Genomic DNA, 21,786 nt, shown 5'->3' on the forward strand with positions numbered 1-21,786 from the left:
GTCAGTTGGTCCGTCCCAGGGTCTGGATGACCTCGTTGTAGAAGGCAGGCCCGGCATCGGCAGGCGACTGCGCGCCGAACGAGACTTCCTGGCTCTTGGTCTTGAGCGCGACTTCGATCTCGCCGGCTGAAGCGGGAGGCGTCGGGGGGACATCGCCGGCGATCTCGCCGAGATCGGCGATGTACTGCACGACCATCTGGCCGCGTTCATCAAGCGTTGCAGCAACGGCATCGCGCATGGCAGCCGATGCCGGCACGCCGCGTTCGACGCCGAGAAGGCTTGCGGCTTCCGGATTGTTGACGAAGAAGTTGATGAATTCCACGGCCTTTTCAGGCGCGGCACTTGTCGAGGACAGGGCGAAATATTGCGAGGAGTTGCGATAGTGGCCGCCCGTCGAATCGGGGGAGGTCGCGGGGTAGATGGCGATGCCGAGCGGATCGGGAATAAGGGTCTGGTAGGCGACGAGCTGGTTGGAGGTGGTGAAATTCATCGCCGACTTGCCCCGCACCAGCGGCGCCGTTTCGAGAACGCCTGTATCGATCGCCTGTTCGTCGGGCGAGATGATCGCCTTGGCCGCGCGCAGCTCGGCCCAAAGCTCGAACCATTCGGTCACGTCTTCGGGGGCAAAAGCCGGCTGGCCGTCGGCGTAAAGGGCCTTGCCCTTCTGGCGCAGCCAGTTCTCGAACAGGAGTTCGATGCCGCTGCCATCGGGCGCCATGGCGACAGCGCCGCCGGTCGATTCGGAGACCTTCGGGCCCTGGGTCAGAAGATCGTCATAGGTCCAGCGCATGGGGTCGATCTCGACGCCGGCATCGGCCAGAACCTTGGTGTTATAGACGGCAGCACCGGCGGCTACGCCAAGGCTGATGCCGATCAGCTTGCCATCGACCGTGCCATTGCGAAGCTGGTCTTCGTCAAAGGACGAGGTGTCGAGCCCGGCGCCGACATATTCATCGAGCGGGGCGAGCGAACCACGACGGGCATATTCTCCGATATAGCGGTAATCCATCTGGATGATGTCGGGCTGGTTGCCGCCGGCGGTCTGCGTTGCGACCTTGGGCCAATAGTCGGCCCAGCCGAGGAATTCGCCTTCGATGGAAACGTCGGAATGATCCTTGGTGAAGAGGTCGACCACGCCATAGGTGCGGTCGGCCCGCGCCTGGCCGCCCCAGAAGATCAGACGCAACTGACTCTGCTGTGCCCAGCTGGGAAGCGTGCCAGCGGCGAGGAGGGCCGCTGTGCTGGATGCGAGAAAGCTGCGGCGCGAAAGGGAAAAAGTCATCTAGTCACCAAAGAGTTGGCCACGCACCCGGATTGGGCGCGTGGCACGACGAAAGAGATCAGCTGGCGCGCGCCAAGATGGCGGTCGCTTCATTGACGAAATAGGGACCGGCATCTTCCGGAGTGCGAGCCCCGAAGGCCACTTCCTGGCTGAGTGTACGCAGGAGGGAGATATCGATTTCCCCGGCTGCAGCTGGCGGCGGCGGGGGAAGCGGGCCGAGCAGGTCGCCCAGATTCGCCACGAAATTAAGGGCAATCTGGTTGGCCTCATCAAGGGTTGGAGCCACCACCTCGCGGGTTTCGGGCAGACAAGGAATGCCGCGCTCGACGCCCAGGATCTTGGCCGCTTCCGGATCGGAAATGAAGAAGTTGAGGAATTGGGCCGCAGCTTCCTTGTTCGGCGAGCTCTGGGCGATCGAGAAGAACATGGAGGGTTTGCGATAGTGACCGCCGCCCGAACCGGCGGAAATCCGTGGATAACCGATCATGTCGAGCTTGTCCGGAACCAGCGCCTGGTAGCCAACGAGCTGATTGGAGTTGGACGGCATCAACGCGGCGCGGCCTGTCACAAGACCGGTGGTTTCAAGCGGACCGGTGTCGAGCGCCTGATTGTCCGGCGACACGATCACACCCGCCTCACGCAGATTGTGCCATATCGTGAACCACTCGGTCATTTCTTCGGCGCCGAAGCCCAGTTGGCCTTCGGCGGTGTAGAGCTGCAGCCCCTTCTGACGCAGCCAGTTGTCGAGCATGGGTTCGGTGCCCGAGGAATCGGTCATCATCTTCATGCCGTTGCGGATATTGGCCTCGGCGAACGCCTGGCCCTTCTCCATGATATCGTCGTAGGTCCAGTCGCTGGTCGGCGGCTCGATGCCGGCTTCTTCGAAAGCGACGGTATTGACCAGGGTCGCCACGGTGTTGGCGCCGAGCGAGATGCCAAAGAGCTGGCCGTCCACCTTGCCGCCCTCAAGCTGGTCTTCATCGAACCCGTCGAGCTGCAGCGCACCGCCCACAAATTCGTCGAGCGGTGCGATGGCGTTACGCTTGGCGTATTCGACGATGAACCGGTAGTCCATCTGGATGATGTCAGGGGCGTTGCCGCCAGCGGTCTGGGTCGCGAGTTTGGGCCAATAGTCGTTCCAGGCCAGAAACTCGCCGTCGATGCGGCTGCCAGTGGCCTCGTCGAACAGGTCCGTCACGCCATAGGTGCGGTCCGCACGGGACTGCCCGCCCCAGAAGATGATGCGCATATTGGCCGCTTGGGCCCATGCCGGCCCAATGCCCGCGGCGCCCAGCGCCATCAGAGCTGAAGTTCCCATCAGGAACTGACGGCGATCCATACGGAATGTCATGTCTTTCCTCCCATGAACAATGCTGCTCCGCCTCCGCAGAACAGATCGGCGACAGCGACCTCCTCGTCGCTAAATCACCAACTGGTTACAAAAATGAGCGAAATGCATTTAGTGTCAACGGCAAAAGAGCTGCAGCTGACGGGGCTTCGCCTCCCAAGAAAATAACCAGCCAGTTACCCCACTATCACATCAATCAAGCGTGGAGCAATCATCCTTGTATGGAAGATGGATCAAGACTGGTTGAACCCTGCTGCGGCGCTCACCCGCTTCTTCGTTTTTTGTCGATGTCCTCCCGATAGCCCCTTGCGCAGGGCGCGGGGCACTTTGTGTTGAAGGGAGAGTGGCGCAAAACGCCGCGCTGGAAAACTACAAATTTCACCGCCATACTATAGATAAAATCTATGGAGGCGCTCCTTGGACAAATTGCTGTCCCAGTTTCTCGCGGTGGCCGATGCAGGCTCGATGAGCGGCGCAGCCGCCACGCTCTTGATCACGCAGCCAACTCTCACCTTCAACATGAGAAAGCTTGAGGAGGCGATCGGCGCGCCGCTCCTCGAGCGCTCCTCGCGCGGCGTGCGGCTGACCCGCTATGGCGAGACGCTTTATGAGAATGCCCGCCTCATGCAGCGGCTCTACGATAATACCCTCTCCTCGATCGCCGATCTGCAAAGCGGCAACGACCGGGGCCTCGCCATCGGCTCGGGCTATTCCTGGTGGACCATGTTTCTCAAGGACATGGTCGTTGCCTATCAGCGCGACTTCCCCAAGGCGCCGGTTCAAGTGAGCTTGGGCAACCAGTTGCGTCTGATGGACCAGATGCTCTCGGGCGATGTGTCGATGTTTCTTGCTCACGAGATTGATGGGCTGAGCCCCGCCATCGGCACCGATTTTATTCCGCTTTCGCGTGTCTATAACGCGCTATTTGTTCGGGCTGGTCACCCGCTCCTGGGCAAACCGCGCAGCCAGGCCGAAGTCATGGCCTACCCTTCCGTGATCAGTTCCCTTGCCGAAAGCCGGCACGACCGGTTCTTCGATCCGTCTCGCCGCCGCGCACGGGTAGAGACGGTGTTTGACCGCACCCATTTCGCGTTCCGCTCCAATTCCCTCGCCGCCTGCGTCGACTATACTCTGTCCACCGATGCCGTTCTGACCCATACCCATGTGCTTCGCGATGATTTGGCACGGCGGGGCCTTTTGGAGGTTACCCAGGCCGACCCGCTGCGTCAGGCCATTGCCGGCCTCTATGTTCTGCGCGAACGACGTGGAGAGGAGCGGATTGAAGATATGATCGGCCGCATCCGCGCCGCTGCAACCGTCGTCCTGCCGCCGCTCTGACGCACGAGGATTTGCGCGCGATCTCGCTCGCCCTCTTTCCCCTGACATGTTAGTTTCGCGCCATCATGCAGCAAGCCGTCATTTCCTCTCTCCAGCCCAAGGCGCCAGCCCCCGATCGCCTCGCCGCCGGAGAGCGCGTCGCCGCCCGCCTCAAGGGCCAGGTGCGTGGCGCCATCCACACCGATCCGCTGATGACCTATGCCTGGAGCGGGGATGCCAGTTCCTACCGGCTGATCCCGGCGGTCGTCGTTTTCGTCAATTCAGAGGACGATGTGCGACTGGTGTTTGCGGCGGCCAGGGCCGAAGGTCTTCCGGTGACCTTCCGCGCAGCCGGCACATCGCTTTCGGGCCAGGCGCTCACCGATGGCGTGCTTGCGGTTCTCGGCGACGGCTGGCGCATGCTCCATATTCACGATGGTGCCGAGCAGATCACCCTGGGTCCGGCGATCATCGTTGCCGAAGCCAATCGCGCGCTCAAGCCACACAACAAAAAGATCGGCCCTGACCCAGCCTCGCAGGCCACCTGCAAGATCGGCGGCGTCGTCAACAATAATTCTTCGGGCATGTGCTGCGGGGTGGCGCAGAACACCTATCACACCATGGCCCGCCTGCGCATCGTTCTGACCGATGGCACGACGCTCGATTCAGGAGATGCGGCAAGCCGCGACGCTTTCCGTGTGTCTCACGGCCCGATGCTGCAAGCGCTTCATCAGCTCCACCACGAAATCATGGCCGATAGCGAACTCGTCGCCCTGATCCGCCACAAGTACCGGATCAAGAACACGGTGGGCTATTCGCTCAATGCCCTCGTCGATTATCACGATCCCATCGATATTCTGATCCACCTCATGGTTGGCTCGGAAGGCACATTGGGCTTCGTGTCCGAAGTCACCTACAACACGGTGCCCGAACACCCTTTCAAGGCCACGGGCCTTATCCCGTTCCCCGATCCGCAATCGGCGGGCCGCGCCATTATCGAAATCGCCAATGGTGGCGTGCAGGTAACGACCGGCATTACGGCGGCCGAATATATCGAGCGCCGCGCCCTCGCGACGGTCGAGCATCTGGCGCCCATGGAGCCGCTACTCCCCTGGTTGACCGCGGACTCTCCGGCCGTCCTGATCGACGTCACCGCGCCCGATGCGGCAACGCTCACAACGGAAATCGCCAAAGCCAATGAACTGCTCGCGCGCCGCGGAGCGACCCATATAGAATTGTCGACCGACGAGCGTCGCAGTCACGCCCTTTGGGATATCCGCAAGGGCTTCTTCACCTCCGCCGGTGCCGCCCGGCCCAAGGGCTCGATCATGCTCACCGAGGATGTCGCTGCCCCAATCGAAAAGCTGGCAGAATTCGTGGTCGAGCTGCGCACCTTGCTCGATGACCACGGCTATACCGATGCCGTCATCTTCGGCCATGCCCTTGCCGGCAATCTCCATTTTCAGATGGGCGACGATTTTTCGAAACCCGGCGCTGCGGACAAGTTCGACATTTTCAACCAGGCGCTGAGCGCACTGGTTTCGCTGCGCTTCGGCGGTTCGTTGAAGGCCGAGCACGGCACCGGCCGCGCCATCGCGCCCTTTGTCGAGGCGGAATGGGGCCCCAAGGCCTATGCCATTATGCATCGGATCAAGGCTCTCTTTGATCCAGAGGGTCTTCTCAACCCCGGCGTGCTGCTCAACCCCGACCCCAAGATCCACGTCAAGAACCTCAAGGTCATGCCGCTTGCCGACGAGGTCGTTGACCTCTGCATCGAATGCGGCTTTTGCGAGCCGGCCTGTCCCAGCCACCACATGACGCTCACCCCGCGCCAGCGCATCGCCGTCACGCGGGAGCGCGAGCGTCTGCGCACGACCGGCGAAGATCCCGCCCGGCTGGCCCGGCTTGACGCCGATTTTCAATATGCCGGCATGGACACCTGCGCGGCATGCAATCTCTGCTCCTTGCGTTGTCCGGTTGGCATCGAAACCGGCACCATGATTATGGGCGAACGTGCCCGCCGCCGCAGCGGCACCGTCCAGTCCGTTGCCCGCTTTGCCGCCGACCATCGCGGTTCGATCGAGAAGTTCATGCGCGGCAGCCTGGCCCTTGCCGATGCTGCTCGCGCGGTCATCCCCGCGCCTGCGGTGGAGACGATCACCGAAAGCGCGCGCCGGCTGACCAACAAGCGTGTGCCGCGTGTGTCGCGCGCGCTGCACCACGGCCCCGGCGGTCCCCACCCGCGCAACGACAGGCAGGACCCGCGCAAAAGCACCTTTCCCGTGCCGATCGCACAGACCGGCCGACCTTCCATCGTCTATTTTCCGGCCTGCCCCAGCCGCATGTTCGGTGCGCCCGAAACGGCCCATGGCCTTCTCGATACACCTGCGGCAATGGTTGCCCTCCTCGAACGCGCCGGTTTCGATGTCATCGTCCCCGAGCACCTCACCGGCCAGTGCTGCGGCCAGCCCTTCCAGTCCAAGGGTTTCCCCGAACAAGCCGCCGAAGTGGGTCGGGCCCTGAAATCTCAGCTTTCAACCCTGTCCGATAAGGGCCGGCTCAATGTCGTCACCGACGCCTCGACCTGCGCCAAGCATCTCAAGGAATTCCCCGGCGATGCACCGGTGGCCGACTCCGCGCAGTTTCTTCTGGCTCACGTGCTGCCCCGCCTCGCGATTACCCAAAAAGTGCCTGTCGTTGCGGTGCACCACAACTGCTCTGCCCAGCGGCTCCTCGAGCAGCCTGCCACCGAAGCACTGGCCGCAGCCTGTGCCCAATCCGTCGCGGTTCTCTCCTCGGTCACCTGCTGCGGCTATGCCGGAGACAAGGGCCTCTTTGTTCCCGAGCTCAATGCTCATGCCACGCGCCGCGTCGGCGCTGACATACCCGCCGGTTGCGAACTTGGTGTCTCGACCGCCTCTACCTGTGCCTCGGGGTTGACCGAACACGCCGGCATTCCCTTTGTCAGCCTTGCAAGCCTTTTGGAGTGGGCGAGCCGCCCGTGAGCGAAAAGTGCTGCCCTCCATTTGGTGCAATGGATGGTGGCAAGGCCGTCTGCTTGTGGGTATGACCAAACCATGAGCTTCCGTCCGCCTCGACCATCCTTGCTTGCCCGGCTTCCCTGGTGGCTTCTGGCCATTGGCTTGCTGCTGGTGCTGGTCTTCTGGTCGATCATGGCGAATGAGACCTATGCGGGAATTTTCCGCAAAGTCTCTGCCGGCATTCTCACCACGCTCTGGGTTACGGCGGTCGCCTTTGTCGCAGCTACGGTGCTGGGCCTTGTCGTTGCGCTGGCGCGCACCTCACGTTTTCGGCTCTTGCGAGAAGCAGCGACGTTTTATGTCGAGCTGATCCGGGGCATTCCGGTCCTCGTTTTCCTTTTCTACGTGGCCTTTGTGGCAGGCCCCGCTCTCGTCGTCGCCTATAACTGGGTTTTCGCCTATCCGATCGAATGGGGCTGGATGGGGACGATGACGGTGCGCAATTTCGATTACGTCTGGCGTGCCATCCTGGCGCTGACCATCTGCTACTCGGCTTTCATCGCGGAGATTTTCCGTGCTGGTATCGAAGCGGTGGGGCGAGGTCAGGTGGAAGCTGCGCGATCGCTCGGCCTGTCGCGGCTTCAGTGCTTTCGGCTCGTGATCATGCCGCAGGCGCTGCGTACCATCTTGCCACCTCTCGGCAATGACTTCGTCGCTATGATCAAGGACTCGGCGCTTGTGTCAGCCCTTGGCGTCGCAGACATTACTCAACTCGGATATCTTCATGCTTCCGGCTCGTTCCAGTATTTCGAAACCTACAACGTCATCGCCTTTCTTTATCTCACGCTGACTATCTCGCTGTCCCTGCTCGTGCGATGGCTCGAAACGGCCCTGGCGCGGAAAGATCGCGCCTAGCCTTGCGTGAAGGCGAGGCGGGCGCCATCTGTTGGCCATCCCAGCTGGAGGATTTCATGAAGAGCTTTGCCCATCTCGCCGTTTTTGCCACTGCTGCTCTGGCGCTGGCTGCCTGCGGCGATAGCCGCCAGGTGGGCAGCGTCGGTGTCGACTGGACCGGCAACGATATCTCGGTCGAGGCCGTGGCCGACCCCGATATCGAGGGGGTGGTCTGTCACCTCGCCTTTTTCAACCGGTCGTTCATCGATCGGGTAAGCCAGGGCAATTGGTTCGAGGATCCGTCCTATTCGGCGCTCGATTGCTCGGCGGTTGGCCCGATCACCATTGGCGATATCCCGACGCGTGGCGGCGAAGAGATCTTCAAGGAAGCGCGTTCGCTGATCTGGAAATCGCTGCGTGTGACCCGCATCTATGATGCGGCAAACAATTCGCTGATCTATCTCGCCCACGCTCGCGAAATTCAGCAGGGCTCAGGCAAGATGAGCCTCTCGGTGGTGCCGCTCAACGGGGAAAATGTCACCTGGAGCAATGGCGCGCCCAATGCACAGCCCATGGAAGGCTCCGTCATGGTGCAATAAAAAGGCCCGCCGAAGCGGGCCTTGCAACATTACGAGTTGCTATCGGATGCGCCACCCGGCACATCGGGGCAGGTAACGGCTTCACCAAGCGCGGGCTCAAGACCCTGGGCAGGAGGAGTGGTGCTGTTGCTGCTGTCGTTGCTGGACGTTTCGCTGGCAATGGAATCGCCCGGCGGAGTTGCCCCAGCGCCTTCCTGAACAAGACATTCTTCAAGCGTCGTCGGGTTCTCGGTTGCGGTTGCATCCTGTGCAAAGCTTGCGCCGGTGGCGCCAAGGGTCAGGGCAAAGGCAGTGGTCATAGCCAAAAGGGACGTTTTCATTCTCGTTCTCCGAAATTGTCGAAAGCGGAATATTCAAACTACCCAAGGCCAACGCCCGAAATGCGATAGGGTTTCCCGCCCGGTTCGACCTTGGCCTGAAGGGCACGTGTCCCACTTCTTGCCTCGGCAACGACCAAGGAAGAACAGAATTGCCTCTTTTCCCGTAGGAGCGCCAAAGAATTTCGTTTGCCTCCCCTTTTATAAGCCGCGCGCAGTACGATATTTTCCTGTGACGAACTGATCCTTGCGCAACAGGAAGCTATCGATGGCAATACTGATCGGCGACACCGCCCCCGATTTCACACTCGAATCCACCGAGGGCACCATTCACTTCCATGACTATATCGAAGGCTCCTGGGCCGTGCTGTTCAGTCACCCCAAGAACTTCACCCCGGTCTGCACCACCGAGCTTGGCTATACCGCAAAGCTCAAGCCCGAATTCGAAAAGCGCGGCGTCAAGGTGCTGGGTTTGTCGGTCGACAAGCTCGAGGATCATGGCGGCTGGGCTCGCGATATCGAGGAAACCCAGGGCGCTGCGCTCAACTTTCCCCTTCTTGCCGATACCGAGGGCAAGGTCGCGCGCCTTTATGACATGATCCACCCGAACGTCGATAATACGCTGACCGTGCGCTCGGTCTTCGTGATCGGACCGGACAAGAAGGTGAAGCTCAAGATCGAATATCCCGCGTCCACCGGCCGCAACTTCGACGAGGTGCTGCGCGTGATCGACAGCCTGCAGCTGACTGCCAAGCATCAGGTGGCGACCCCGGTCAATTGGAAGGACGGCGAGGATGTCATCATCGTGCCGGCGGTGAGCAATGAAGCGGCCAAGTCCAAGTTCCCGGACGGCTGGAAGGAACTCAAGCCCTATCTCCGCATTGTCCTACAGCCGCGTGGCTGATGCCCCGGCACCTGTCTTCTCCCTGACTGACTTCGGGCGACGGTCTTCCGTCGCCCTTTTTTGTGTCCATTTGTGCCGCATTTGGTGATTTGCAACACATGGGAAGGCCTCCAGGCGCTTTTCCACAGGCGTTCTAGGGGTGTTTTAAGACCTTTGCAGCATGTTCAGTGAAACCGTTGCCGATCTGTTACAGTGAACAAACTGGTTTCGCGCGCGGTGACGTCCCAGCCGCTCACAGAGCTTGTGTTCGGCGGTTATGAGATTCCTATTCTACGAATGGGCGGAAATCGCACGAATGGTTAATACAGTGTGTCCCTTTTTCTGCGGCATGGCTGCAACACATCCGTCGCTAGGGTGAACCTGCCCTTAATCGCGCCTTCGGCCTTCTTTACTCACCTCAGTCATCGATAACTTCAGTGAGCATAGAAGACCATTGATCAGAAGAGCCGTTCTCGTCGCCGCTGCGACGGCTGCCCTCGCACTTTCTTCCACGGCAGCCTACGCCCAATGTGGTGGCGCCTCCTGGTATGGCCCCGGCTTCAACGGCAAGCGGGCTGCATCGGGTGAGATCTTCAACGAAAACGCCATGACGGCGGCGCATCGTTCCCTTCCTTTCGGCACCAAGGTTCAGGTCACCGACCAGAGCAGCGGTAAGTCGATCGAGGTCGTCATCAATGACCGTGGGCCCTTCCACGGCAAGCGTATCATTGACCTTTCCAAAGCCGCTGCAACAGCGCTCGGCTTTCGCAATCGGGGCACCACTTCGGTTTGCCTTGAATCCAACTGAACGCCCGTGTTGGGGGTGTTTGGAAAGGCCGCCCTGGGGCGGCCTTTCCTCTTTTGAGAGAGCTGGCTCGCAACGCCGAGCCTGTCTGTGGCATCAATGCAAACGTTGCAATTAAGTGCAGCGTGCGCAGCAGATGCTATTCTCCTCTTTCGGGAAATGGCCTAGCTTCGCGCCGGTCTGATCTTTCGAGCGTTCTCCCATCATGCGATTCGGCATCGAGCTGCCGCCCCAGATCAAGGTCTTTGGGGCGTTTTTCATTTATTCCTTTGCCATGGGCAGCATCTTTCCGCGCCTGCCCGATATCCAGACTGCGATGGGTGTAGGCGAAGGGGCACTTGGTCTCGCACTGATTGGGTCGGCCACAGGCACGCTGATCTCGCTCACTTTTGCCGGACGCGTTGTCGAGGCTGTCGGCTATCGGCGCGTGCTGCTTTTTGCCATGCCGCTGCTCTCCGCACTTTATGCACTCGCTTCCTGGGCCACCTCGCCGCTCGCTTTCTTTCTGCTTCTGGTGCCGGTCGGCCTGACCATTGGGGCCATCGAGGTGATCATCAATGTCGAAGCCGATCGGGTGGAGCACCAGATCGGCCGGCGCATCATGAGCCGGGCGCATGCGTTCTGGAGCCTCGGCTTCTTCACCGCCGGCATGGCAGGCGCCTTTATCGCCCAGACCGGGCTCGAAGTGCACTTCCACCTCATGCTCATGATCCCGGTGACGCTTCTGGCAACGCTGGTTGTCCTGGGGCGCTTCGAACCGGCGCCACACCGCTCCGGCACCAGCACCGATGAAACGCCGCGCTTTGCGCGCCCCACCTTGCCGATCATGGCTCTGGTCGCGGTCAGCCTCTCCGCCATGCTGATGGAGGGCGCGGGCATCGACTGGTCTGCCATCTACATGCGCAATCTCTTTGGAGCCGAACCCTTCTGGGCCGGGCTGGCCGTTGCGACCGTCGCCGGCTCGCAAGGGGTTGCCCGCTTTTTTGCCGATGGCTTTGTCGAGCGTTTCAGCCCGGTTCTCGTCGCGCGTACGCTTCTTGCCATTCTCGGCCTCGGGGTGCTGCTGGCCTTTTTCGCTACGCAAGCCTGGATGGCTTATCTCGGCTTTGCTCTGATCGGAGTGGGATCCTCGGCGCTGTTTCCCCTGGCCATGTCGGCAGCCGCGCAGCAGACCGACCGGCCTGCCGCAATCAATGTCGCAGCCCTTGCCCAGTTCTCCTTTACCGCCTTTCTCCTCGGCCCGCCGCTCCTGGGCTTTATCGGCGAGCATTGGGGCATCCAGTGGGTTTTTGGCGTGGGCCTGCCGCTTGTCATCGTCGGCTTTGCCGCCGCCCATGTGCTCGGTCCCAAGCCCGTGGTTGAGGAGGTAACGCCGTGATCGCGCCGCAACACCGCATCTATGCCAGCTTCTTCCTTTTTGCCGTAACCACCGGCGCTCTGATGGCAAGGCTGCCCGATATCCAGACCCATTTCGATATCTCCGAGGGTCAGTTGGGATTGACCATGATCGGCATGGCCATCGGCTCGCTGATTGCGCTGACCTTCGGTCCGCCTGTCGTCGAGCGGCTCGGCTTCCGTAAGACCGCGCTCGTCACCGTGCTCGGGCCCTCGGTGCTGTTTGCCACCATTCCCTGGCTGCCCGCGGCGCCTGCCATGTTCGCGGTGCTGTTCTTTGCCGGGCTTTTGGCCGGCGCACTCGAGATCAACCTCAATGTCGAGATCGACCGGCTCGAAATGCAGAGCGGCAAGCGCTACATGAACCGGGCGCACGGCTTCTGGAGCGTCGGCTTTTTCGTCACCGCACTTTTCGGCGCCATGATCCGCCAATCCGGCATCTCGGCAGGGCTCCATATGGGGCTCGTCGCGTTGATTGTCGTCGCCGTCGGTGGATCCTTGTTGTTCCGGGCCACCGAGGCGCCTCGCCCGTTGCGGCTCGAGGGCGAAGCGAGCCACAAGTTCGCTTTTCCCAATATGGGGCTTCTGCCGCTCTGCCTCATCGGCTTTGCCGCCTTCCTGGTTGAAGGGGCAGGCATCGACTGGTCGGCCATCTATATGCGCAACGTGTTTGCCGTCGAGCCGATCGTGGGCGGCATGGGGCTGACGCTTTTCGCCTTCTTCATGGCCGTCGGCCGGCTCACTGCCGATCCCGTCGTCGCCCGCTTCGGACCCCGTCACGTGGCCATGGTCATGCTTGGCGCGGCAAGCCTCGGCGCCCTGCTGGTCGGTCTCGCGCAAACCCCGGAGACCGCGCTCTTCGGCTTTGCCCTGATGGGCGCCGGGTGTTCGGCGGTTTATCCTCTGGCCGTTTCGGCTGCCGCACAGCGCACCGACCGCCCGGCGGCCGTCAATGTGGCCGCTATCGGACAGGTTAGCTTCGTCGTTTTCTTCCTCGCCCCGCCGCTCCTGGGTTTCGTCGCCGAGTTCCTGGGCATCCGCATGTCGTATCTCATTTGCTTGCCGCTGCTGCTCGCAGGGCTCTGGGCGTCAAGCTTTGCGCTCGGCACCAACAAGGTCGAGGCGCCGCACGGCATGCCGCCGGAGCCATTGGGACCCAATGGCTGAGGATCTGCCGCCCATTGTCGACCTGCGCCAATCGGCAACGGCCCTGCGCGTGCAGCGCGGGGTCATGCGCATGTTGCGCGAGCGGCATGACATGGCATGCTATGCCGAAGTGCCGCTCGCCAATGGCCGCCGCGCCGATGTTCTGGCCGTCGGGCCCAAGGGCGAGATCTGGATCATCGAGATCAAGTCGAGCCTGATCGACTTCCAGGTCGACCGCAAATGGCCTGAATATCGCGAGTTTTCCGACCGGTTCTTTTTCGCCAAGCCGCCTGAGCTCGAAGCGGAGATCTTTCCCGAAACCGAAGGGTTGATGGTGGCCGATGGCCATGATGGGGCCATTCTGCGCGATAGTCCCGAAACACCCATGGCGCCTGCCCGGCGCAAGGCGCTGATGCTGAAGCTGGCACGCATGGGAGCCGACCGGATCCATGTTCTGATGGATCCCGGCTCCCGCTCGCAGCTTTAGTGTCCATGGTCTTTTCCCAGTGGCGCATCGTCGCGCTGTTCTTTACCCATGCCCTTTCGATCGGTGCCATCCACACGCGCATTCCCGATTTGCAGCTGGCTATCGGGCTCAGCGAAGCGCAGCTGGGGCTCGTGCTTATGGGGCAGCCCCTCGGTGGCCTCGCCATGTTTGTGTTTTCAAGCGCTATCATCGAGCGCTTCGGCCCGCGCCGCACCGTGCTTGCCGTTCTTCCGCTGGTTATTCTCACCACCGCTTTGGCGAGCATCATGCTGCACCCGGTGGCCCTCTTCGGGCTTCTTGCCCTTAATGGCCTTGGTTTCTCGCTGAGCAATATCGCCATCAATGTCGAAGCAGACCGCGTCGAGGCCGCGACGGGGGCGCGGGTGATGAACACCTGCCATGGCGTCTGGAGCCTGGGCTTTCTTCTCACCTCCATTCTTGGCGCGGGATTGCGTGGGCTCGAGGTCGATCCCGCGACCCATCTTTGGACTTTAACGCCCGTGCTCCTCCTGCTGCTCGCCATCGTCGTCGTGCCCATGCCGGTCATGCCTGAGCGTCCCTATAGTGGCGACATGAAGGGCAAGCTCGCTTTGCCCACTCTTGCGACGCTTGGCCTTGTGGCCTTCGGATTGGGCGCCGGCTTGACCGAAGGCGCATCGCGCGCCTGGTCCATCATTTACCTGCGCGACAGTTTCGATGTTCCGCCCTTTGTCGAGTCCCTGGCTCTGCCGGCCCTTCTTGTTGCCATGACGCTGGGGCGTCTCGTCGCGGATCTCTTTATCGACCGGTTCGGTCCGGTCCGCATTGCCCGGGTGCTGTCCGGTCTTGCCATTCTTGGCATGACCGTCACGGTGACCGCACCCAATGCCTATGTGGCGCTGTTCGGCTTTCTCGCCGTTGGCCTGGGCATTTGCGTTCTTTACCCGTTGATGCTCTCGGCGGCAGCCCGGCTCGGCGACCGGCCTGCCTCGCAGAACGTGGCGGCCACGACGCTGATCGTGCAGCTCGTTTCCCTCGGCGCACCGGGGCTGATCGGTGCTCTGGCCGAGGGCCTCGGGGTGCGGATCGCTCTTGCATGCCTCATCCCGCTTCTGGTTCTGACCTTTGCCATGGCCGGCCGGCTGCGCAAATCCGCTGCCTGATTTTTATCCATGTCGAAACGAAGCCTTCTCGTTCGTCGTGACGAGATAGGCCGGGCACACGCTTGGCTGTCTGACGACTGAACAAACAGGAGACGATCCATGACCTATGTGGAAGGCTTTGTCGCTGCTGTGCCAAAAGCCAACAAGGAGCTTTACCTTGAACATGCCTATGAAGCGTCCAAGCTCTTTTGCGAGTGGGGCGCGCTCAGGGTGGTCGAAAACTGGGGTGACGACATCCAGCGGGGCGAAGTGAATGATTTCTTCACCGCCGTGCACGCCAAGGATGACGAGGTGGTGGTCTTTTCCTGGATCGAATATCCCGACCGGGAAACCCGCGACCGCGTGGTCAAGAGAATGATGGACGACCCGGCCATGGAAAGCGTTCCCCAGATGCCGTTCGACGGCAAGCGCATGATCTTTGGCGGCTTCACCAATCTTTTTGTGGTAGAATAAAGCTCTGGTGCGACCGAGGATAACGGTATCTAGCGCGGGGCCCGCTTGGCCAGGATCCGCTGCAGGGTGCGCCGGTGCATGTTGAGCCGGCGCGCTGTTTCCGAAACGTTGCGATCGCACAATTCATAAACGCGCTGGATGTGCTCCCAGCGAACGCGATCGGCCGACATGGGATTTTCCGGTGGCTCGGGCTTGTCTTCGCCGGTCGCCAAAAGGGCATTGATGACATCATCGGCATCGGCTGGCTTGCTGAGGTAATCCATAGCGCCCAGTTTGACTGCGGTAACAGCGGTGGCGATATTGCCATAGCCGGTCAAGACGAGCACCCGGGCATCGGGCCGCTTCTGGTGCAGCGCGGAAACGACCTCGAGCCCATTGCCGTCTTCGAGCCGCAGGTCGACCACTGCATAGGCAGGTGGCTGGTCCTGAACTGCCGCGATGCCATCGGCCACGGAACCGGCCGTACGCACGGCAAAGCCGCGACGGGCCATGGCGCGTTCGAGCCGGGAAAGGAAAGCCGCGTCGTCATCGACCAGCAGCAGGCTGGGATCTGCAGCAATTGTGTCTTCGAGCGTGTTCATGGCGTTTTCCATATTCTGTTGCCGCTCATCCGTCAAAACCGGCCTCCCATCTGCCGCTAAAGGGCTGTTCGCGGCCAAGTGATCTGGACACGCGCATGTCCGCTGGCTTTCTCGTTGTCAAAACTCAGGCGCGCGCCGGTGCGCTCAAGCAGTGTCTTGGCGATGAAGATGCCGAGGCCTAGCCCCCCGGGCTGATGCGCGTCGCTGCCCTGCGGATCCCGGGGCCTGCTTGTCAGATAGGGTTCGCCGAGCCGGGCCACAAGTTCGGGCGCAAAGCCGGGCCCGTCATCGGTTATGGTGACGCTGATCTGGGACTGGTCCCAGGCGGTATCGATGCGCACGGTTTCGCGTGCAAAATCGGTAGCGTTTTCGATCAGGTTGCCAAGTCCGTAAAGCAGACCCACCGAGCGCGGGAAGACCGGCGGGGCGCCAACTGTCTTTTCGCCGTAAAAGAGGATCGCCTTGCCGCGCGCTTCGTGCGGCCGGGACACTTCGGCCAGAATATCGGTGATCGGAGCGCGGGCAAAGGGATCGGAGGCATCGCTGCCCAGATTGCGCAGTTTCGACAGAATCGCCCGGCATCGCGCAGCCTGGGAAATGATGAGTTCGACATCCTCGGCCAGCGGGCTGCCTTCCTCGGCCTCGGCGCGCATTTCCTTGGCAGCCAGGGCGATGGTGGACAATGGCGTTCCCAATTCGTGAGCGGCCGCCGCGGCAAGCCCATCAAGTGCGGACAATTGTTCGCGATGCGACAGTGCCAGTTCGGTTGCCGCCAGCGCATCGGCGATCAGCCGGGATTCATGCGCCACCCGAATGGTATAGGCGGCGATAAAGGCAATGCCGCAGATGATCGAAACCCAGATGCCGATCACATAGATCCGGTCCATGGCGAGTTCTTCGCCGATGATCCAGGGCAGGGGCAGGTGCAGCACGGCGATCACGGAAGCGATTGCCGCCGCCATCACCGAGATGATCAGCGTTTCGCGCGGCGGTAGGGTAGTCGCCGACACAGAAACCGGTGCCAGAAGCAGCAGCGAGAACGGATTGAGCAAGCCCCCGGTCAGCGCCAGGAGCCCCCCCAGTTGCAGGAGATCGAAAGCCAGCTGCGTTGCTGCCAGGTGACGCGAGACATTGCCCTTGGCTCCGAACCGCAAAACAAGTCCGACATTGAGCGCGGCGGAAAGCGCGATCAGCCCCAGACACTCCCAAAGCGGCAGGGGGAAGCCGAGACCGAAGCGGACGAAGAGCACGCCGATAGTTTGCCCAAACACGGCAAGCCAGCGCAGCAGCACAAGCGTTTGGAGGCGCAAGGGCCGCCAATGCGCCGTGTCTTCGGCGGGAAAATGGGCTGTATCAGTCATGGCCAGCCGCCCCGCCGGACGCCGCATAGGAAGGGGTGAGCATCATTTCAAGCCTAGAAATCCCATGGGCACATTCTTGATCCTGCCCCGATCAGGGCCACGTTATGGCCATAGCGACGTGACTGGGAAACGAAAAGACATGAACACAGCAATCATCAAACCGCAATGGTCGCCTCTGACCATCGCCCTCATGGTTTTGGGCTTCATCACCTTCTGGCCCCTGGGTCTGGCCGTGCTCGGCTATATCCTTTGGGGTGAGAAGTTTGGTGGCTCGGCAGAAAAGGCTCAGGCCTACTGGAACAAGGGATGTGGCTTTATGCGCTCCAACAAGAACGCCTTCGCTGGCTTTGACCGCAACCCCGCCTCTTCGGGCAACGCGGCCTTCGACGAATACCGCGCCGAACAGCTCAAGCGCCTCGAAGAGGAACGCGCCCGTCTCGATGCCGAGATTGACGCCTTCCATGACTATATGGCGAGCCTGCGCAAGGCCAAGGACCGCGAAGAATTCGACCGTTTCATGAGCGAACATCGCGGTAATCGCCAGGGCTTCGGCGACAACAACCCGCCGGCCAACAACTGGAACAATAACGGCTAAGACCGCATTGTCCCATCGATGAACCTCCAAGTGAACTGGCGCCTTTCGGGGCGCCATTTTTTTGTTCGATTGGGGCAAGTTTGATCGGCATGGGCGGCAAACCGGCTTAAGCTTGGGCCAAACCGAGTCTGCTTTTTTCATGTTCTCCTTTCTTCGCCAGCCCAAAACGTCCGGCAGCGTCACCATCGAGATCGACAGCCGTCCGGTGGAGATCGCCGTCAAGCTGAGCAAGCGGGCGGCGAGCTTTCGCCTGTCGCTGCCTGCTTCGGGCCCGCTGCTGACCATTCCCGAACGTGCGCGCTGGGCCGATGCCGAGGCCTTTTTGCTGCGGCACCGCAACTGGCTCGCCGCCCGGCTGCCCCGCGTGGCGCGACGGCAGTTGCTGGAAGCCGGAGCCGAAGTGCCGCTTCGCGGTGTGCCGCACCTGGTCGTCGGCACCGGGCAATTGCGGGGCCGGGTCCAGCGGGTGGAAAAGCTTGACCTTTCCGAACTGCATGTGCCCGGCCTTGCCGAACACCAGCCCCGCCGGCTCTTCGACTGGCTCAAAGACGAAGCGCTGGCCGATCTTGGCGCACGCAGCGCCTTTCATGCCGGCCGTCTCGGCGTCTCCGTCAAGGAGATCAAGCTGCGCAGTCAGTCGAGCCGCTGGGGTTCCTGCTCCTCGACCGGCTCGATCAACTACAATTGGCGCCTCATTCTCGCACCACCCTTCGTGCTCGATTATGTTGCCGCCCACGAAGTTGCGCATCTGGTTGAAATGAATCATTCGCCTGCCTTCTGGGCCGTGGTCACGCAGACGCTGCCCGATATGGAGCGCGGACGGGCGTGGCTAAAAGCACACGGTCGCGACCTGATGAGCTGGGAGCCGCCCACGGCAGGCCGTTGAGGCCGCTTCCGCCCCCTTGCTGCCGCAATTGCCTTCCAGCAGCGGGGCGTCATGCAGCGTCTGGTTTTGCTCATTGCGATTCTTCTTAGCCTCGCCACCCTCCTTGGGGTGACGACCGCGCATGCCCATCGCTATCAAGCCTCGCCCCTCGTCGTGCTCAACCATGTCGATGCCGACAATGTGCCGATCCGCATCATGGTGACCGTGCAGCGCGGCGAAATCGACCTGGGCGAGGGCATCGTCATGCCCTGCGGCTCGCACCAGGCTATTCCGGCCGAGGGGCCGGCATTGCCTCAGGCTCCCGAGCCCGATTGCCCTGCCGCCCACCGGCTGGCGGCGGAAACCGGCTTTGTCGGCAAGCTCCGCCTCCGCCCACCCAAACATCTTCCCCGCGACAACTCTTCCCACACTTTCCATCTCTCGTTGTAAGGCCTCTTCGGGGGCCGGGGACTTTTTTGATGACTGCGATTCCGAGCGTGCGCCTGTCGCGCCGCGCCATGCTGGCTGGCCTTGCCAGTGTCAGCGCCCTTGCCCTTGCCGGCTGTTCGACCACCGGCACTGTGCCTGACGCACCGGCCGAGCCCCTGCGTCCCGTTGTTCCGCCCGATGTGCTGGCCCAATATGCCGCCCGCCCCGAGGAAGAGCATCCGGTGCCGGCTGCCGATATCTCGCGCATGGACCCCCGGTTCTGGCGCCAGGAAGTGGAGAACGTCACCGGCGAACCTGCGGGCACGGTGGTGGTCGATACGCCCAATTACTTCCTTTACTGGACCATGCCCGACGGACGGGCCATGCGCTATGGCGTGGGCCTTGGGCGCGCCGGCTTCGAGTGGAACGGCCGCGCCCATATCGCCTATAAGCGCAAGTGGCCGGTCTGGACCCCGCCAGGCGAGATGATCGAGCGCCAGCCTGAACTCGAAATGTATCGCCATGGCCAGCCGCCGGGGCTGCTCAATGCGCTGGGCGCCCGGGCGCTCTATATCCACCAGGGCAATCGCGACACGCTTTATCGCGTGCACGGCACCATGGACGTTGCCAGCATCGGCCAGGCGGTTTCCTCGGGCTGCGTGCGGCTGCTCTTTCACGACGTGATCGATCTTTATGACCGCGTCACGAGCGGGGCGCCCATCGTGGTCAAGGCCGGCAACACCGTGCCCCCGCTCGCAGCCGTCTGACGGACGCGCCAAAGCAACCGCCGGGGAAAACCCTGGCGGTTTTACGTGTCAGGCAGGTCCTGAGGTGGCATTTGCCCCCTGAGGGTAGTCAAAACGGGGCAAAGGCCACCTCGGGAAACCGGAGTTTTAGGACGGCATCACAGCGCCTCTTGATCGCTCGTCGCGAGAGACCGATGCCCGAACCGGCGATCCATGCGACTGGACCGCAACCTTTTGCCACGATCCGCTCGCTCTCGTTTACGGCGCCATCGGGCTTTTTGGCGACAATGGCGCAGATATCCTTGGGAAGGGCATGGAGCCGGAGCCACAGCGCTTCATGGCGCTCGGCAAGGTAATGGGAGATTTTTTGATTTGCGGACGCTGATGGCATCGGGGTCTCCTGTCATTTTGGCGGGTGCCGGACAGGAGAGGGTAAACTGGGTGGAAGGGGTGGGGAGTAGTTTAGCCAAAGGCGGCACTCGATCCCATCGCGGTCATTCGTGTTGCCTCGGCCTATAGCTGCCGAGAAGCCCCAGGGAGAAAAGTCCTGAGGCCGCGTCTAATCCTGCAGGGCCGGGTCGTCGTTCAAGCAGACAGGAGAATACATGACCTCGTACCGATCCCTTTTGCCCTTCGTCGCTGGTCTGATGCTGTCTGGCACAGTCCACCCTGCCGCTGCCAACGATGTCGTGGAAACGCGTACATTCAGTTCCAGCCCTGATGCGGTTTGGAACGCCTGGAGTGATCCGGAGCTGGTCAGTAAATGGTGGGGCCCGAGCGGGTTTACTGCACCCAGGGTCGAGCTGAACTTCGAGGTTGGCTCATCTACCCTGGTCTGCATGCAGGCCGAAGGCACGCCGCTGATGTGCAATACCTGGACCTATACGGCGATCGAGCCGGAGACCGAGTTGCGCTTTGACTCGCGCTTTGCATCTAAGGATGGCACGGCAATTGCGGCGGCCGCTGCAGGCCTGCCTCCAGGCATCCCCGACGTCGTGCTCCACCGGATCACTTTCAAACCGACCGAAGCCGGCGGCACCCTCATGACAGTTCACGAGACCGGCTACACGACGTCCGAAGCGGCTGCGCTTTCGAGACAGGGCCTGGTGCAGGTCCTCGACAAGATGCAGGCCCTCATTCCCTAGGTCGAAGAGGAAAGGACACAACATGCATACGGCACAACAGGTTGTCGCCGAGCTGCAAAAAATCAGTTCGCCCGATGCGGATTCGCACCGCTTCTTTTTCGATGGCCTAGGCAAGACCAGGGTCATCGGCGTCGGGATCGGCAAAGTATTCCCTATCGCCAAGGCCAATAAGGATATGGCGCTGGCCGAGATTGAGAAACTGCTCGACAGCGAATTCTACGAGGTCCGCATGGCCGCCGCTGCAATCATGGATTTCCAGGCGCGGGAGAAGGCGCCACTAAACTCTCTCGAGACGCTATACGACCTCTACATGCGTCGGCATGATCGCCTCGACAACTGGGACTTCGTAGATCGGGCGGCGCCAAATGTTGTAGGACAATATCTGGCCGACAAGCCGCGTACACCGCTCTATGAACTAGCAAAGTCTTCAGACCCTTGGCGACGACGCACGGCCATCGTGGCGACATATTATTTCATCCGCAACGGCGACCCCGAGGACACATTCCGTATCGCAGACATCTTGGCGAACGATGGGCATGAAATGGTCCAGAAGGCTATCGGCTCGTGGGTGCGGACAGCGGGCGATGTCGGGCCAGAGGGCATGGAGAGTTTTCTTGAGCGAAACCTCGGGACTCTTCCTAGCCCCACCATCAGCATGATCATTGAAAAGCTTCCCGCAGCGGAAAAAAAGAGCTGGCGTGAGGCAAAGCGGAACGCCTGAATCAACGTCAGCTTCACTCCCTTGCTAAGCTAAAAGCGGCCTGTCGGGAAACCACCCCGACGCCGCCGGTCTCCAGACGACCCCATTCCAGTCCTTAAGGCCTACTGCTCCCTTTCCCGCAAGCTACCATTCGCCGCCCCTCAGTGAAGACTGACAAGCGTCCTGCTCAAGTTGCTGGATGCGGCGCTGGCAAGGTCCCGAGCGACAAACCTGAAGATCACGATCTGAACCATCCTCGTCTGCGGTCGTTGGCCGACGGAAGGGAGATCGCCATGAGCTATGTTCGCTTTGGCA

General features: G+C 61.5%; 23 protein-coding genes. 17 read left to right on the forward strand and 6 right to left on the reverse strand.

Annotation, left to right across the window (positions count from 1 at the left end):
• Nucleotide 1: 1 nt before the first annotated feature.
• Complete coding sequence (locus tag BM364_RS15995) at nucleotides 2-1,282, reverse strand: ABC transporter substrate-binding protein (RefSeq protein ID WP_092426291.1); 1,281 nt, start codon at nucleotides 1,280-1,282, stop codon at nucleotides 2-4.
• Nucleotides 1,283-1,340: 58 nt separating this feature from the next.
• Nucleotides 1,341-2,633 (reverse strand): ABC transporter substrate-binding protein, encoded by a 1,293-nt coding sequence (locus BM364_RS16000; RefSeq protein WP_092426293.1) that lies wholly within the window; start codon nucleotides 2,631-2,633, stop codon nucleotides 1,341-1,343.
• A 414-nt stretch (nucleotides 2,634-3,047) separates the two neighbouring features.
• Here BM364_RS16000 and BM364_RS16005 point away from each other — a divergent pair, with 414 nt between their 5' ends.
• The 4 genes from BM364_RS16005 (at nucleotide 3,048) to BM364_RS16020 (ending at nucleotide 8,421) form a co-directional block, all read left to right on the forward strand.
• Nucleotides 3,048-3,968 carry a LysR family transcriptional regulator gene (locus tag BM364_RS16005; RefSeq protein ID WP_092426295.1) on the forward strand — a complete coding sequence of 307 codons (921 nt, stop codon included), beginning with the start codon at nucleotides 3,048-3,050 and terminating at the stop codon, nucleotides 3,966-3,968.
• 65 nt (nucleotides 3,969-4,033) lie between these two features.
• Entirely contained in the window at nucleotides 4,034-6,952 is a 2,919-nt protein-coding gene (locus tag BM364_RS16010) for an FAD-binding and (Fe-S)-binding domain-containing protein (protein ID WP_092426297.1), read from the forward strand.
• A gap of 72 nt (nucleotides 6,953-7,024) precedes the next feature.
• Nucleotides 7,025-7,843 (forward strand): amino acid ABC transporter permease, encoded by an 819-nt coding sequence (locus BM364_RS16015; RefSeq protein ID WP_092426299.1) that lies wholly within the window; start codon nucleotides 7,025-7,027, stop codon nucleotides 7,841-7,843.
• 56 nt (nucleotides 7,844-7,899) lie between these two features.
• Nucleotides 7,900-8,421 (forward strand): CreA family protein, encoded by a 522-nt coding sequence (locus BM364_RS16020; RefSeq protein WP_092426301.1) that lies wholly within the window; start codon nucleotides 7,900-7,902, stop codon nucleotides 8,419-8,421.
• 29 nt (nucleotides 8,422-8,450) lie between these two features.
• Here BM364_RS16020 and BM364_RS16025 read toward each other — a convergent pair whose 3' ends face one another.
• Nucleotides 8,451-8,741, reverse strand: coding sequence for a hypothetical protein (locus BM364_RS16025; RefSeq protein WP_139232608.1), 291 nt, complete (start codon nucleotides 8,739-8,741; stop codon nucleotides 8,451-8,453).
• 265 nt (nucleotides 8,742-9,006) lie between these two features.
• Here BM364_RS16025 and BM364_RS16030 point away from each other — a divergent pair, with 265 nt between their 5' ends.
• The 7 genes from BM364_RS16030 (at nucleotide 9,007) to BM364_RS16060 (ending at nucleotide 15,049) form a co-directional block, all read left to right on the forward strand.
• Nucleotides 9,007-9,642 carry a peroxiredoxin gene (locus BM364_RS16030; protein WP_092426304.1) on the forward strand — a complete coding sequence of 212 codons (636 nt, stop codon included), beginning with the start codon at nucleotides 9,007-9,009 and terminating at the stop codon, nucleotides 9,640-9,642.
• 433 nt (nucleotides 9,643-10,075) lie between these two features.
• Nucleotides 10,076-10,429, forward strand: coding sequence for a septal ring lytic transglycosylase RlpA family protein (locus tag BM364_RS16035; protein ID WP_092426306.1), 354 nt, complete (start codon nucleotides 10,076-10,078; stop codon nucleotides 10,427-10,429).
• 202 nt (nucleotides 10,430-10,631) lie between these two features.
• Entirely contained in the window at nucleotides 10,632-11,804 is a 1,173-nt protein-coding gene (locus BM364_RS16040; RefSeq protein ID WP_092426307.1) for an MFS transporter, read from the forward strand.
• Nucleotides 11,804-12,988, forward strand: coding sequence for an MFS transporter (locus BM364_RS16045; protein WP_092426407.1), 1,185 nt, complete (start codon nucleotides 11,804-11,806; stop codon nucleotides 12,986-12,988). Before BM364_RS16040 ends, BM364_RS16045 begins: the two co-directional genes overlap by 1 nt.
• Nucleotides 12,981-13,454, forward strand: a complete 474-nt coding sequence (locus BM364_RS16050) for an MmcB family DNA repair protein (RefSeq protein ID WP_092426309.1) — start codon at nucleotides 12,981-12,983, stop codon at nucleotides 13,452-13,454. Before BM364_RS16045 ends, BM364_RS16050 begins: the two co-directional genes overlap by 8 nt.
• A 5-nt stretch (nucleotides 13,455-13,459) precedes the next feature.
• A complete protein-coding gene (locus BM364_RS16055; protein WP_139232609.1) occupies nucleotides 13,460-14,596 on the forward strand; it encodes an MFS transporter in 1,137 nt (378 codons plus the stop codon).
• Between the two features lie 99 nt (nucleotides 14,597-14,695).
• Nucleotides 14,696-15,049 (forward strand): DUF1428 domain-containing protein, encoded by a 354-nt coding sequence (locus BM364_RS16060; protein ID WP_092426312.1) that lies wholly within the window; start codon nucleotides 14,696-14,698, stop codon nucleotides 15,047-15,049.
• 29 nt (nucleotides 15,050-15,078) lie between these two features.
• Here BM364_RS16060 and BM364_RS16065 read toward each other — a convergent pair whose 3' ends face one another.
• Together BM364_RS16065 and BM364_RS16070 are read right to left on the reverse strand one after the other, a co-directional pair.
• Complete coding sequence (locus tag BM364_RS16065) at nucleotides 15,079-15,630, reverse strand: ActR/PrrA/RegA family redox response regulator transcription factor (protein ID WP_092426408.1); 552 nt, start codon at nucleotides 15,628-15,630, stop codon at nucleotides 15,079-15,081.
• 56 nt (nucleotides 15,631-15,686) lie between these two features.
• Nucleotides 15,687-16,991 carry an ActS/PrrB/RegB family redox-sensitive histidine kinase gene (locus BM364_RS16070; protein ID WP_092426410.1) on the reverse strand — a complete coding sequence of 435 codons (1,305 nt, stop codon included), beginning with the start codon at nucleotides 16,989-16,991 and terminating at the stop codon, nucleotides 15,687-15,689.
• A 139-nt stretch (nucleotides 16,992-17,130) separates the two neighbouring features.
• Between BM364_RS16070 and BM364_RS16075 the strand changes: the two genes are divergently transcribed.
• The 4 genes from BM364_RS16075 to BM364_RS16090 all read left to right on the forward strand — a co-directional run bounded on the left by BM364_RS16075 (nucleotide 17,131) and on the right by BM364_RS16090 (nucleotide 19,647).
• Nucleotides 17,131-17,586: a DUF2852 domain-containing protein gene (locus BM364_RS16075; protein ID WP_092426314.1), complete on the forward strand. Its 456-nt coding sequence runs from the start codon at nucleotides 17,131-17,133 to the stop codon at nucleotides 17,584-17,586.
• A 139-nt stretch (nucleotides 17,587-17,725) separates the two neighbouring features.
• The gene (locus BM364_RS16080) at nucleotides 17,726-18,472 is read left to right on the forward strand and encodes a M48 family metallopeptidase (protein ID WP_139232610.1); all 747 of its coding nucleotides are present in this window, start codon (nucleotides 17,726-17,728) and stop codon (nucleotides 18,470-18,472) included.
• A 51-nt stretch (nucleotides 18,473-18,523) separates the two neighbouring features.
• Nucleotides 18,524-18,901, forward strand: coding sequence for a hypothetical protein (locus tag BM364_RS16085; protein WP_092426317.1), 378 nt, complete (start codon nucleotides 18,524-18,526; stop codon nucleotides 18,899-18,901).
• A gap of 29 nt (nucleotides 18,902-18,930) precedes the next feature.
• Nucleotides 18,931-19,647, forward strand: coding sequence for a L,D-transpeptidase (locus tag BM364_RS16090; RefSeq protein ID WP_092426319.1), 717 nt, complete (start codon nucleotides 18,931-18,933; stop codon nucleotides 19,645-19,647).
• Between the two features lie 88 nt (nucleotides 19,648-19,735).
• On the opposite strand, the gene BM364_RS16095 is transcribed toward BM364_RS16090, so the two are convergent.
• Nucleotides 19,736-20,017 carry a hypothetical protein gene (locus BM364_RS16095; RefSeq protein ID WP_092426320.1) on the reverse strand — a complete coding sequence of 94 codons (282 nt, stop codon included), beginning with the start codon at nucleotides 20,015-20,017 and terminating at the stop codon, nucleotides 19,736-19,738.
• Nucleotides 20,018-20,231: 214 nt separating this feature from the next.
• On the opposite strand from BM364_RS16095, the gene BM364_RS16100 reads away from it, so the two are divergent.
• Both BM364_RS16100 and BM364_RS16105 read left to right on the forward strand, forming a co-directional pair.
• A complete protein-coding gene (locus tag BM364_RS16100; protein WP_092426322.1) occupies nucleotides 20,232-20,771 on the forward strand; it encodes an SRPBCC family protein in 540 nt (179 codons plus the stop codon).
• A gap of 22 nt (nucleotides 20,772-20,793) precedes the next feature.
• Nucleotides 20,794-21,492, forward strand: coding sequence for a DNA alkylation repair protein (locus tag BM364_RS16105; protein WP_092426324.1), 699 nt, complete (start codon nucleotides 20,794-20,796; stop codon nucleotides 21,490-21,492).
• Nucleotides 21,493-21,786: the final 294 nt, after the last annotated feature.

This window comes from Devosia crocina, from assembly GCF_900116545.1.
In the GTDB taxonomy this organism is placed as follows: domain Bacteria; phylum Pseudomonadota; class Alphaproteobacteria; order Rhizobiales; family Devosiaceae; genus Devosia; species Devosia crocina.